This window comes from Vibrio sp. Vf1514, from assembly GCF_052076135.1.
Lineage (GTDB): Bacteria > Pseudomonadota > Gammaproteobacteria > Enterobacterales > Vibrionaceae > Vibrio > Vibrio furnissii.
The window spans coordinates 979,872-993,474 of sequence record NZ_CP197268.1 but is presented as its reverse complement, the minus strand read 5'-3'; the positions used below and the strand labels follow the sequence as shown (position 1 = coordinate 993,474).

At 51.0% G+C, this 13,603-nt stretch carries 9 protein-coding genes; all 9 read left to right on the top strand.

Going from position 1 to position 13,603, the window contains the following annotated elements:
* The first annotated feature begins 3 nt into the window (after window positions 1–3).
* The 9 genes from ACS18Q_RS19340 to ACS18Q_RS19300 all read left to right on the top strand — a co-directional run bounded on the left by ACS18Q_RS19340 (window position 4) and on the right by ACS18Q_RS19300 (window position 13,602).
* A complete protein-coding gene (locus tag ACS18Q_RS19340; protein WP_441257696.1) occupies window positions 4–3,156 on the top strand; it encodes an efflux RND transporter permease subunit in 3,153 nt (1,050 codons plus the stop codon).
* Between the two features lie 230 nt (window positions 3,157–3,386).
* The gene (locus tag ACS18Q_RS19335; protein ID WP_441257695.1) at window positions 3,387–4,802 is read left to right on the top strand and encodes an undecaprenyl-phosphate glucose phosphotransferase; all 1,416 of its coding nucleotides are present in this window, start codon (window positions 3,387–3,389) and stop codon (window positions 4,800–4,802) included.
* The gene (locus ACS18Q_RS19330) at window positions 4,786–6,072 is read left to right on the top strand and encodes an outer membrane beta-barrel protein (protein ID WP_286281891.1); all 1,287 of its coding nucleotides are present in this window, start codon (window positions 4,786–4,788) and stop codon (window positions 6,070–6,072) included. The genes ACS18Q_RS19335 and ACS18Q_RS19330 overlap by 17 nt, the downstream gene beginning before the upstream one ends.
* Window positions 6,073–6,648, top strand: a complete 576-nt coding sequence (locus ACS18Q_RS19325) for a polysaccharide biosynthesis/export family protein (RefSeq protein ID WP_143680008.1) — start codon at window positions 6,073–6,075, stop codon at window positions 6,646–6,648. It begins immediately after the preceding gene.
* Window position 6,649: 1 nt separating this feature from the next.
* Window positions 6,650–8,794 (top strand): GumC family protein, encoded by a 2,145-nt coding sequence (locus ACS18Q_RS19320; RefSeq protein ID WP_441257694.1) that lies wholly within the window; start codon window positions 6,650–6,652, stop codon window positions 8,792–8,794.
* Between the two features lie 4 nt (window positions 8,795–8,798).
* Window positions 8,799–10,031 (top strand): lipopolysaccharide biosynthesis protein, encoded by a 1,233-nt coding sequence (locus ACS18Q_RS19315; protein WP_154179794.1) that lies wholly within the window; start codon window positions 8,799–8,801, stop codon window positions 10,029–10,031.
* On the top strand, window positions 10,024–11,403 hold the full coding sequence (locus ACS18Q_RS19310) for a capsular biosynthesis protein (protein WP_206980666.1): 1,380 nt from the start codon (window positions 10,024–10,026) through the stop codon (window positions 11,401–11,403). Before ACS18Q_RS19315 ends, ACS18Q_RS19310 begins: the two co-directional genes overlap by 8 nt.
* Entirely contained in the window at window positions 11,396–12,394 is a 999-nt protein-coding gene (locus ACS18Q_RS19305) for a glycosyltransferase (RefSeq protein WP_014257464.1), read from the top strand. Before ACS18Q_RS19310 ends, ACS18Q_RS19305 begins: the two co-directional genes overlap by 8 nt.
* Window positions 12,391–13,602: a glycosyltransferase family 4 protein gene (locus ACS18Q_RS19300; RefSeq protein WP_143680013.1), complete on the top strand. Its 1,212-nt coding sequence runs from the start codon at window positions 12,391–12,393 to the stop codon at window positions 13,600–13,602. The genes ACS18Q_RS19305 and ACS18Q_RS19300 overlap by 4 nt, the downstream gene beginning before the upstream one ends.
* The last annotated feature ends 1 nt before the right edge of the window (window position 13,603 follow it).

Sequence of the window (13,603 nt, the reverse complement as noted above, 5' to 3'; positions counted from 1 at the left end):
GTTATGCTCAGTCGTTTCTTTATTCAGCGCCCCAAATTTGCGCTGGTCATTTCGATTATTCTGACGCTGGCGGGCGCGATCGCGTTGTCGATCCTGCCGGTTGCGGAATATCCTAAAATCAGTCCGCCGTCGGTGAGCGTTACAGCATTCTACACCGGCGCCAGCGCGGAGGTGGTTGAACAAGCGGTCGCCGACCCGATTGAAACCTCGGTCAACGGCGTCGAAAACATGATCTACATGTCGTCGAAAAGTGCCAATGACGGATCGTATAACCTGACGGTGACGTTCGATGTCGGCACAGATCCGGACATGGCTCAGGTCAACGTACAAAACCGTGTGGCGCAGATCGAATCGAAACTGCCGCAAGAAGTGCGCATGGTTGGCGTGACGGTGAAAAAGCGTTCGCCAGATTTGCTGATGGTGCTGAACTTCTTCTCACCCGATGGCCGTTACGACGACATGTTCCTCACCAACTATGTGAACTTGAACGTCAAAGACCAACTGGCGCGCGTTAAAGGTATCAGTGAAGTCAACGTGATTGGCGGCGGTGAATACGCGATGCGCGTGTGGCTGGATCCGAAGAAAATGGCCAGTCTGAAACTGACCACCTCGGATGTGTATGCGGCGTTGGCCGAACAGAACGTGCAGGTTGCCGCTGGGCGTATTGGTGCGGCGCCTTACAACCATGCGCAGGACGTGCAGTTTAACCTTGTGACCAAAGGTCGCTTGGAATCGGTGCAAGAGTTTGAAAATGTCGTGCTGCGTGCCAATAACGATGGTTCGAGCATCTACCTGAAAGACATTGCTCGCATTGAGCTGGGCAAGAAGTTCTACGATGGCAATGGTAAATTCCGTGGCCGTGATTCCTCGATTGTTGCCTTGTCGCTGCAATCGGATGCGAACGCGCTGGAAAGTGGCCAAGCCGTGATGGACATGCTGGAAACCCTCAGCGGTAACTTCCCGGACGGCATGGTGTATGAGACCAGTTATGATACCACACTCTTCGTAGCTGAGTCGATCAAAAGCGTTGTCAAAACGTTGGTGGAAGCGATTATTCTGGTGATTGCGGTCACGTACCTGTTCTTGGGTAGCTTCCGTTCGACCTTGATTCCGGTGGTCGCAATTCCGGTGTCGTTGATCGGCACGTTTGCGGTCATGTTGATGACCGGATTCACCATCAACACGGTGACACTGTTTGGTTTGATTCTGGCGATTGGTATCGTGGTGGACGATGCGATTCTGGTGATCGAAAACGTCGATACCACGATGGCCAAAGACCCAACGCTCAGCCCGCGCCAAGCCACCTTGATGGCGATGAAAGAGGTGACCGGCCCCATCATCACCTCAACCCTGGTTCTGCTTGCGGTGTTCCTGCCTGTGGCCATGCTACCGGGCATCACCGGCATCATGTATCGCCAGTTCGCCCTGACCATCTGTATTTCGGTGGTGATCTCTTCGATCAACGCGTTAACGCTATCGCCAGCGTTGTGTGCGATGGTGCTGAAGCAGGGCGGTGATAACACTGCGCGTTGGTTCAAAGCGTTTAACCGCGGCCTTGAACACGTGACGAATCGCTACGGCCAAATTGCTGGCATTCTGGTGAAGAAAAGCCTGATGCTGATCGTGTTCTTTGTGGTTGCCGTTGGTGCGGTGAGCTGGATGGCGAAAAACACGTCAACCGCGTTTGTACCGCAAGAAGACAAAGGCATTTTGCTGGTCAACGTTCAGTTGCCGGATTCGGCGTCGTTGTCTCGCACTGAAGAGACCACTGCGCAACTGATGGCGATGGTCGAGAAAGAGCCGGGCGTGGATGGCGTGACCGTGGCGAACGGTTACTCGTTTATGACGGGGGCCGCGGCGTCGAACGGTGCGTCGATGTTTATCAAACTGCATGATTGGGAAACGCGCCGCGCGTTGCCGGGCGATCACTCGGCGAACGCCATTTCCATGCGCATCAACGGCCATGCGGCGCAAACCTTGCCGCAAGCGATCGTATTTGCCATGGGGCCACCGGCCGTACCGGGCATGGGGGCTGCTTCCGGGTTTGAATTTGTGCTCGAAGATGCACTGGGCCGAAGCCGAAACGATTTGGCCATGGTGATGGATGATGTGATTCGCACTGCGATGCAGCAGCCGGAAATCGCTTACGCATTCAGTACCTTCCGTGCCAACGTGCCGCATTACTACGTCGATATCGACCGTGAAAAAGCCAAACAGCTGGGGATTTCGCTATCGGACATCTTCCAAACCATGCAAGGCAATTTGGGGTCGATGTACGTCAACGACTTCACCATGTTCGGTAAAAACTTCCGCGTAACGATGCAAGCCGACAGCGAACATCGAAACTCAATGGACGATTTGAACCATTTCCACGTGCGCTCGGCGTCTGGGGACATGATTCCCCTCAGCACCTTAGTCAGCTACAGCGAAGTGTTTGAGCCGGATGTGGCGTGGCGTTACAACATGTACCGCAGCGCGATCATTCAAGGTCAACCTGCGCCGGGTTACTCCAGTGGTGATGCGCTGGCTGCAATGGAACGTGTTGCCGCGCAAGCGCTGCCACAAGGTTACCAATATGAGTGGACCGGAATGGCGTATCAGGAAGTTTTGGCGGGCAACCAAGCGATTTACGCGTTTGCACTGGCGCTGATCTTCATCTACCTGTTCATGGTGGCGCAGTATGAAAGCTGGAGTATTCCGCTGGCGATCATTTTGGTGGTGCCAGTGGCGACGTTGGGCTCGTTTATTGCGTTGACCCTGACCGGAACCGCGCTGAACTTGTACGCGCAAATTGGTTTGGTGTTATTGATTGCACTGGCGGCGAAGAACGCCATCTTGATTGTAGAATTTGCCAAGATGGAACGTGAAGAGAAAGACTTGCCGATTGAACAAGCGGCGATTGATGGCGGCAAACTGCGTTTTCGTGCGGTGAACATGACGTCTTGGTCGTTTATCCTCGGCATTTTCCCGCTGATCTTCGCGTCTGGCGCAGGTCATGTCAGCCAAAACTCGCTGGGGATTTCGCTGGTCGGCGGCTTGTTGTGTGTGCTGCTTGCCGGTACGTTTTTGATTCCTGGATTTTATGCATTGGTGCAACGCCAACGTGAGAAAATTCATCATGGAAACACACGTTTAGTGGATTTAGATGACGAATAATTTGTCGTAGATCAAAGCACTACCGCCGAGTTCCGTGGTGGTAGTGCTTCTACTCTAATCCTGACTCAAAATTGACATTTTGCTTTTCAATAATCTTCTAATCTATCGCCGTGATTTTTGGGATGGAGACTGAAATTCGCCGCAGGAACATGGTAGTCACAAATCATCTGTAGTATGTTTATCTGCAACATGTTGTAGTTGTAGAGCACCTCTAACTAGGCGATTCATCCATGAAATCAAGAAAAGCGTTGCAATTGGCAGACGATGGCTATGCGACTTTACTCAAAATCGTCGATTTTCTGATCATTAATATTTCTCTGACCTTTATCATTCGTTTGATTGGTGCAAAAGAAACCGCCATCGATGCGACGGCTGCTTTCCTGTTCTCTGTTATCTTTCTTCTTGCCGGCGAATACATCAGCCTGTATGCACACAGTGTGCTGAGCCGAGTTCGTCGCTCATTCGTTCGTTTAGTGTGTACGTTGATTGTTGCCGCCTTGGCGATGCAGGTGGTGAAATACACTTTCCGCAATCTGGATGGTTACACCATCACCAACTTGAACAACACCATTTTTTATCAATGGTACGTGCTGCTATTGGTGTGTTTGGCTGCTGTGCGCATGGTCACCATCTCAATCGTGCGTTTGGTGCGTAAATCGATGAATAAAAAGCGCCGCGTGGCAGTGATTGGCTTGACCCCCGGCGGTTTGACCATTGAACGTGCCTTGATGCGTGCGCATCGCCCGCAAGATCTCGAAATCACCTTCTACGATGATCGCAACGAAAACCGCTTTACGTATCCGATTCGCTCGCCGATGAAAGGCAAAGTCGCGCCACTGATTGAACTGGCCAAAGAGGGCGGGATCGACGAAGTGTTCATTGCGCTGCCGATGGTGGCACGCGATCGCATTCGTCACTATCTGGATGAATTGTCAGACAGCACAGTGGATACCTATCTGGTGCCAGACCTTTACACCTACAATCTGAATGTGTCGCAGTTGAAACGCATTGGCGGCGTACAAACCTTCAGTATTTTCAGCTCGCCATTTGATGGCATGGGTAAAGTGATCAAACGTATCGAAGACATTGTGATTGGTTCGATGATTGCATTGCTGATTTCTCCCGTTCTCATTGCGGTGGCGGTTGGCGTGAAACTGAGCTCACCAGGCCCAGTGCTGTTTAAGCAAGACCGTTACGGTTTGGGCGGTAAGAAAATCAAAGTGTGGAAATTCCGCTCGATGAAAGTGATGGAAAACGATGCGGTGGTGACCCAAGCGACCAAAAACGATCCACGCGTGACCAAGTTTGGTGCTTTCATTCGCCGGACATCGCTCGATGAATTGCCTCAATTCCTCAACGTGCTGCAGGGCTCAATGTCCATCGTTGGTCCGCGTCCACACGCGGTCGCACACAATGAGCAGTACCGTAAGATTGTTGATAACTATATGATTCGCCACAAAATCAAACCGGGCATTACTGGTTGGGCGCAAATCAACGGTTACCGTGGTGAAACGGAAACGGTCGACAAAATGGAAAAACGTGTGCGTTACGACATTCAATACATGCAAAACTGGAGCCTGTGGCTCGACATCAAAATTATCTTTTTGACCGTATTTAAAGGCTTTGTGAGTGAGACGGCTTACTAGTGCGTTATGCATTGCGGCGTTGGTTCCGGCCGCGCACGCAGAGTTAACCCCCAAGTCCCATATTGGGCCGGCGGGCATTGATTTCCAAAGCCAAGTGGGTGTGGATTATGGTCACGACGACAACGTGACCTACCAACAAAACGCTGCACCGGCCGTGGCTTCGGATTTCTGGACCGTCACCCCAACCTTGCAAGCGGTGGGGGAACGGGGCGAAGACAAATACACCCTGATGTACAGCGGCGAGTTTCGTCGCTATGACGACTCTGCGGCGGACGATTACGATCGCCATTTTTTCATGATGGACAACGCGTGGCGTTTTGGGCGTATGCACGGATTCACGCTCAACATCTCGCAAACGTTAGGCCAAGAAAAGCGTGGTCAGGACATGTCGGAAGGCTTTACCGACAGTCAATTCACTGAATATGGCTTTGACGAACAAGGATTGAAAAATTCGCTGCTTGATACCAGCGTTCGTTACAGTTACGGCGCGCCAGAAGGTCGCGGTAAATTGGAAGTGTTACTGCAACGCAAGCAGCTCCATTTTCGCGACACTGACGACATCGAACAGGCATCGCCAGCGTTTTACGACTACTTGCTGGAGCAGGAGTGGCGGGAAGACAGTTTAGTGGTTGATTTGTTTGACCAATACAGCAGCAAAAGCCGTTTTCGCTACAGTTTTATTACCAACCGACGCCACTACGAGCACGCCAGCAACAAGCGCAGTAATGAATACTATTTGCTGTTTGGGTTAAAAAGTGAGCGTACCGGCAAGACCACCATCGAGGGGAACGTTGCCTTGCTCTACAAGGAGTTTCCCAATGATGAGAATGCCGAGGATTTTAAAGGTTTTAACTGGGATATCGAAGCAAACTGGAAGCCAGTCAAGCATTCTGAGTTTACACTCTACACCTGGCAAAAAGTGAAAGATCCCGAGCAGGAAGGCGGCTATGTTTTGGATAACAAATATGGCATCGCATGGACGCATTATTGGTGGGTTGATCGCTTTTCCACCACGTTAGATTACGGTTATCAAACCGATGATTATCGTATTCCTAACAAAGACCGTTTTGATAAAAACCAAGTTGCGAAAGTGACGATTGGATACGATTTCCGACCCTCGATACGTCTTGAAATGAATTATCAATGGAGCGATATGCGTTCCAATAAAGAGACGGACGCATTCTTTATTAATAACGGAAACACTCAGGTGCTACGACACTTGGGGTATGAACAATCTCTGATTCAGTTGCAATTAAAGGTACAGATTTAGATGCGAGCATTAGTTATTGCATGGTTGAGTTTGATGTGGCTGGTGGTATCGCCTGTGTCGGCTCAAGAGACGCCGTCACCCTCAGCACAATCTGTGGATGATGCCCCAGCACGTGAGCTGCAGGATTACCATCTCGGGACGGGCGATATGATCGACATTATTGTTCACGGTGAACCGGACATGTCGATGAAGCTGAAAATATCGAAAGCGGGCGTGGTCAACTTCCCGTACATCGGTGAAATCACGCTGACTGGCAAAACGCCGTCAGAAGTGGAAGCGGACATCGAAAACCGTTTACGGGGCGATTATTTGCTCAACCCAATGGTGACCGTGAACTTGGCCGAGTTTCGAAAAATTTACGTCTCAGGCGAGGTTGAACAACCGAACGGGTACGAATACCAGCCGAATTTAACGGTTGAACAAGCCATCGCGTTAGCGGGCGGCTTCACCGATCGGGCCGATCGCAAAGACATCAATATCCGCGTTGCTTCAAACCATGAACTAATAAAAAAAGTCGAGTTAACGCACCTTATTCAACCCGGTGACACCATCATCGTCGAACAGAGTTTTTTCTAATATGTCAGTAGGAATGGTAGAAAGCGGCAAGAAAATGGAAAGCAGCATTGATTTCGCGCCGCTGGTTAAATCGCTAAAAAAACATGGATGGAAAGTCATTCTGGCGACTGTGCTTGTGACGGGCGCATGCGTGCCGTTGGTGATGTCGATGAGTTCGAAATACATTTCGACCGCGACAGTGCTGATTAAAGCACAGGAAGACAACGCGACGCCGATTGAGCAAGTCGACGGTTACGATTCAACGCGCAGTGCCTATTACGAAACGCAATACAACCTGATGCAATCCCGCGTGGTGCTCGAACGCGCCATCAAAATGCTCAAAATGGATGAAGATGCCCGTTACAACGGGGATAAGCCATTGGATGAGTCTCATCCAGAGTGGACGCTGTCTGAATCAGAGCGTATGGAGAAAGCACTGAAAGTGCTGCGTGAAGACATCACGTTTACGGTGGTGCGTCAAACGCAACTGGTGTACGTCTCATTTGAATCCAAAGAGCCGCAAGAAGCCGCGCGCATTGCGAACGGCGTGTCGAAAGCGTTTATCGACTACACCGTCGATCAAAAAGTAGAGAAAACTGAAAATGCGCTGCGCTGGAACCAAGAGCAGATGAAAGATCTGCGCCAGCAAGTGACAGCGAAGAAAAAAGAGATGGAGCGTTTTCTTGATAAGAATGGGCTGCTGACGTTTCGCGGTATTGACGGGTATGAAACCGAAGAACTGGGCATTGTGACCAACAAGCTCGCCGATGCCAAAGAGCGTCGTTTAGCGTCTCAAGCACAATATGAAATCGTGGCGCGTAACATGGATGCGCCGATTGAAGATATTGCGTCGATGCCGGAAGTTTCGGGCCATCCACAGATGCAAGATCTGCGCATCGCGCTGATCCAAGCCAAACGTCACCTGGCTGACTTGGGGCTGCGCTACGGTCCAAAACACAACAAAGTGCTGGAAGCCAAAGCGCAAATTCAAGCGATTGAAGATCAAACTCGCTTGCTGCTACAAGAATTAAAAGAAGGTTTGTTGAAACAGTACCAAACCGATTTAGCGAAAGAAAACCGCTACAAAGCGCTGGCTAAAGTACAAAAAGATGATTTCAAAACCTTAGTTGCCAAACGTGACCAGTATGAAAGTTTGAAAACCGATTTGGACAAAACGGAAGACTTGTATCGTCAACTGTTCCTGCGCAGCAAAGAGCAAAGCTTAACCTCGCAATACCGCGAAGCGGATGCGGTGCTTTATGACCCCGCTGCAGCGGCAGAACGTCCTCAAAAACCAAACAAAGCGTTGTTGTTGGCGATGGTCGCCATTCTAACGCCTGCGCTGTGCATTCTGTATTTGATCATTCGCGCCGGGCTGGATCGCAAGATCTATATGCTCAGCCAAGTGCAGCCGAAACTGGGGCTGCAACCGCTGGCCGATATTCCGCGCTTTGATGGCGAAGAGCCGCGCGAACATTTGGTCAATCTGATTGAGTCCAATCCGTATGCGATGGAAACGATTCTGGGGCTGAAAACTGCCATTCGACTGGCTGCGCCGCAAGCGCGTGTGATTGGGGTTGCATCGAGTACGGTGCAAGAAGGGGCGTCAATGCTGGCGCAACTGCTGGCAAAAGCGTGGAGCCAAAATGAGCGGACGCTGCTGGTGGATCTAGATTATCGTGGCACCGGCGCCTTGTCGTTTAGCGTGGTCGCGAACCCGCAACCCGAACCCCATGGTGTGGCGCAGTGGGTGAACAATCAGCATGACCTTGAGACGCTGATTCAACCCTTGAGTCCGCAATGCGATTTCTTGCCACGCGGCGAGTGGACCGCATCACCGTTGGTGCTGTTTGCTCACGAGCGTTACAGCGCCTTGATGAACCAACTCAAAGGGCAATACGATTGTGTGATCGTCAACCTGCCCGCATTGAGCGATAGCAAAGATAGCCAATTGGCGGCGCAAGCGGTGGATACGGTGTTGGTGGTGGTGCGCGCAGAGCAACGTCAGGCACCTGCGATTGTCCATGATTTGCGTAAGCTACACAGCGACAACATTGATGTGGTCGGCGCAGTGCTCAACCAAGTGAATGCAGAAAACCTGCAAGGCGAGGAGAGCAAGCGATTTATCACTCAGGGAAGTTTCACGACGTTCGCAACGGCGGAGTAAACCTATGAGTCTGCTTAGAAGCATCTCAACCATCGCCGGGTCTTCGGTGCTGTCGCAAGTGATTGGCGCGGCATCGTTGTGGCTCATCTCTCATCGCTACGGCATGGGTGAGGTTGGGATCTACGCACTGACCTACAGCATCGTATTGATTGGGGCGCAGGTGTGTACCTTCGCCTCCCAATTGCTCCTGCCTAAGCAGCACGATGACCTGCTGGTGCAGAATATCGTGTTTTGCTTATTGCAGAGCCTGATTCTCGCTCTGCCGTTTACCGCGGTCGTGGTGGTGCTGTTTGATAAGCCGTTTGGCTTGTTTTATCTGTTAACTGTGGTTCACGCGTGGGTGCTGATTTCTGAAAACTTGCTGATGCGCGATGAAAAAATGGCGCTGCTGGCGCTGCAACGGATTTCGATGTCGATCGTTGTGATCTCGATGATTGCGCTGTCTGATGTGGCGATCTGGTTTTACTGGGCGTGGGCATCGCTGGCGTTTGGTTTGATCATTGTGTGGTTGGGTTATTCCACACCGCTCAAACAAGTGCGCGCGAGTCATTTTTCTTGGACACAGTTGAGTCACTTCTATCGCGCCAATCATCATCACATCTCGAAAGTGGGCAGTGCTGAAGTGCTGGCGATGGCCAATAACAACTTGCCGATGGTGCTGATTAACTTTTGGTTCTCGTCAGTCACTGCGGGTTATTTTGCCGTGGTGAGCCGGTTCTGTTTGTCGCCAGTGGTGATCGTCGGCAACGCCGTGCGCAATTCGATTTTCTCCAAATGGTCGATTGATTTTCGTCATCAGCGTTTCAACTATCCGGAATTCATTAAGGTTCGCAAGCTGCTGTTTGTCCTGGGTTTGGTCGCCACTGCGGGCGTATTCCTCTTTTATCCTTTGGTGATGGAATTTGCCTACGCGCAGCATTGGGTGAGCCATGAATGGGTCGAATCGGTTCCGACATCGCGCTACATGTTGCCCTATCTGTTTCCGGCGTTGGCCGTGTGTCCGCTAACTGTGATTGAACTGGTGTTTGGCTCGCCGCGCTACTTTTTGCGCATCCAAATTGAGCAATTAGCGGCCGTTGTGCTGGCGTTTGTGGTGTTGCCATATTTCCACCCAGATTATGGCATGTCGGTTTTGGCGTTTGCGGTGCTTTCGGCCGTGCGTTACGGCTTCATCTATCTGAAAGTCAATCAACGTGCGCGCGAGATGCGTGAGTCAATGGACGGCTCGGATGCTTAATAACGGTTTCTACATGCAGATTTACCTGTGGGTCACACTGGTGCTCTGCGGCATGGTGCAATATTTCACAGGGATCAGCGCGGTGTTGTGGCTGCCGTTTGTGCTGGCCTGCGCCATGTTATTGCTGATGATGTTGCAAACGCGCTACACGCCGTTTGTGCTTGATCATCGCGAGCGGATCATTGCTGTGGTGTTTGTCGCTTTCTTTGCAATGGCCACGGTCTCCACCGTGCTGCAAAACGGCGTGGTGGTCACGATTGTTGGTTTGAAAAATGAACTGGCGATTGCACTGGTGATGTTTTGTTTGTTGATGGGCTTTTGCCGCGAGTCGCAGATCCACCGCCTGACTCGCACAATGTACTGGATTTTCTATGCCCAGTTTCCGGTGATGCTCTACCAGCTCATGGTGGTGGTGCCCAAACGTGTTGCCATCAAAGGCGAGTTCGAAATGTGGGACTCGGTGGTGGGCACTTTTGGCGGCGATCCGATGGGCGGGGGGAATACCGCCGCGCTCGGTCTGTTTTGTTTGCTTATCATGCTGTTGAAGGTGTCGGAATACCGCCACGGGGTGGCGAGTAAAACCAGCACCGCGTTTCACGTGATTTCCGCATTCATCATGTGCATTTTGGGCGAGGTGAAATTCGTCATTCTCATTGCGCCTATCTTGCTGGCATTTGTTTGGTTTGTACCGAGCTACATGCATGGCATGAAACGGTATAACGCCAAAATCATCTTAATCATGATCGGTGGTTCGGTGGCCTTGCTGGTGTTGGCGGTCTTTGCGCTTGCCTCGTCGTATTCATCGGCGTTTGGTGCTGACCCGAGCAAAGGCGCGTTTGAGCTGTTCATTGAATCGATGGAATATATTTTTGACCCGAACTTCATCATGGAAAATGGTGAGTTAGGCCGCATGACCACCGTATTTTTCTGGCTGAAAAACAGTGATTTATATGGTCTGCCGAGTCTATTGTTCGGCTATGGGCTGAATGCCACAAACCATGGTAGTTCGGTCGCGCCAGGTTTCCTCAACAATGTGTTTAATGTGCTTTTAGATTCTACCTCCATGAGCATGTTGTTGTGGGAAATCGGTTTAATTGGCACATGTTTGTTTCTGTTGGTGGTTGGTATGGTGGTTTGGGTGTGTATTCCGAAACCGATGCTGCATGGGGCCAACATGGATTTGGCCGATATCCAACTTGTGGCCTACCAACCGGCGTACATTGCGTTTGGTCTTGCAGGATTAATGAGTATTCCTTATAGCCAGATCTTAATGTTGGTTCCGATGATGCAATTTATGTTTTTCTTTTCTCTAGGTGCAGCTTTAGTGATCCGCAAGTCTGTACTCACACTGGGAGAGCGTTCTTATGAGTGAAATTCCTACCGTCTCCGTCATTATCAAGACTTACAACGAAGCCAAAGGGATCGCGAAGACCATCAACAGTATTCGTGAAAATCTGCATGCGTACCCGCATGAAATTATCGTCGCCGACAGTTTGTCGAGTGACAACACCCAACACATTGCGCTGGAACTGGGTGCGACGGTGGTGACTTTAGTGAATGGGGAAGAACGCTGTTGTGGCGTTGGGCACCAGCTCGGCTATTTGCATGCACAGGGTGAATTCTTGTTGCTGTTGGATGGTGACATGCAATTGGCGCCGGGGTTCATCGAAAAAGGCATCGAATTTCTGCACACCCATCCAGATTATGCTGGGGTTGCAGGCGAAGTCGAAATGGATGAAGCAGTGAGTTACGAATTCAAATCGCGTAAGCAGCGTCTGCACCTGATCTACCCGCTGGGGGATGATGATCACTTGGCGGGCGGTGGCCTGTATCGTAAATCGGCGATTGACGAAATCGGCTACCTCACCAACCGCAATTTGCACGCTTACGAAGAGGCGGAACTCGGCATGCGCCTGATTCATGCCGGTTTTAAATTGCGCCGTTTGGACGTGCCTTATTTCCACCACACCTCGCACGTGATGTCGACCTTTGCGTTGTTGCGACACCGCTGGCGCAGCCGTTACCTGTGCGCGTCGGGTGAGCTGCTTAAATCGTCATGGGGGCAACCGCATTTCATGCATGCGGTGAAAGAAGTGAAGAACGAAGTGATTTTCGCCGTGTATTTGCTGGGTGTGCTGTTTGCGTTGCTGTGCTTGCCGTGGATGTGGTTTGGCATTGCGTTGCTGCCACTGGTCGCCTTCTTTGCGCTGAAAACCGTTAAAAACCGCTCACTGAAAGATGCGGCCATGAGTGTCATTAACCTCACCATGTTTTCGATTGGGTTTATGCGGGGCTTGGGCGTGTCGCTCAAAGATCCCGCGGTCGCACCGGAAAATCGTGTGATTCGAGGAGAAGAGCAATGAAAATTTTGTTGGTCAATAAGTTCTTCTTTTTGAAAGGGGGCGCTGAAACCGTCTTTTTCCAAGAGCGTGAGATGCTGATGAAATCTGGCGCTATCATCGTCGATTTTTCTATGCAACATGAGAAAAACCTCGACTCTGCGTACAAAGATTTCTTTGTCTCCAACGTTGATTACTACGATGGTCACGGCTTGATGGGCAGCCTACGTACCGCGTTGGATTTCATTCACAATCGCGAAGCGTGTGAAAAAATTCGCGTGCTGATTGAACAAGAACGCCCGGATGTGGTGCATTTTCACAACATTTACCACCAACTGACACCGTCGATCATCAAAGTGGCGAAGTCTTTAGGCTGCAAAACCGTGTTGACTGCGCATGACACCAAAATCGCGTGTCCGAGTTACACCATGTATCGCGATGGTCACACGTGTGAAGCGTGTCTGCATGGTTCGGTGTGGAATGCGTGCCGTTACCGCTGTCAGCAAGGATCACTGTTTAAGAGCGCACTGTTGTCGCTGGAGGCGGTATATCAATCAATGGCTGGGAACTACCAAGCGCTGGATGTCATTGTGTCGCCCAGTGAGTTTCTGGCCAACATCATTCGCCAAAAGTTACCGAACAATCGTATCGATGTGATTGTCAATGGGATTGATGAACACGTCGACACCACCGGCTGCAGCGATGAGGGTTATTTCTTGTATCTGGGCCGTCTGAGCCAAGAAAAAGGCGTGGCGACCTTAGCGAAGGCTTATCAGCAATCGCAAAAGCGCATGCCACTGAAAGTGGTGGGTGACGGGCCGTTGTATGAACCATTGAAGGCTGCGCACAGCGACATCGATTTTCTCGGATTTCAAAGTGGCGACGCGCTGCACAGCTTGATCAAAAAAGCCAGTGCGGTGATTGTGCCCTCAGAGTGTTATGAAAACTGCTCCATGTCCGTATTAGAAGCAATGGCGTATGGCAAACCCGTGATCGGCGCCAACATCGGCGGGATCCCGGAGCAGGTGAGAGATGGCGTGGAAGGCCGTTTGTTTGAAGCGGGTAACCCGGCGTCGTTGGCCGAGGTGATGGATCAGTTTGCCATCCAGAAAGACGCCGCGGTTGATATGGGGCGTCACGCACGTCAGCGACTACTGAATAAATACTCACTGACCACCCATGAACAACGTTTATTAGATTTGTATCAGCAACTCGTTGGTGAGGCCGCTTAAC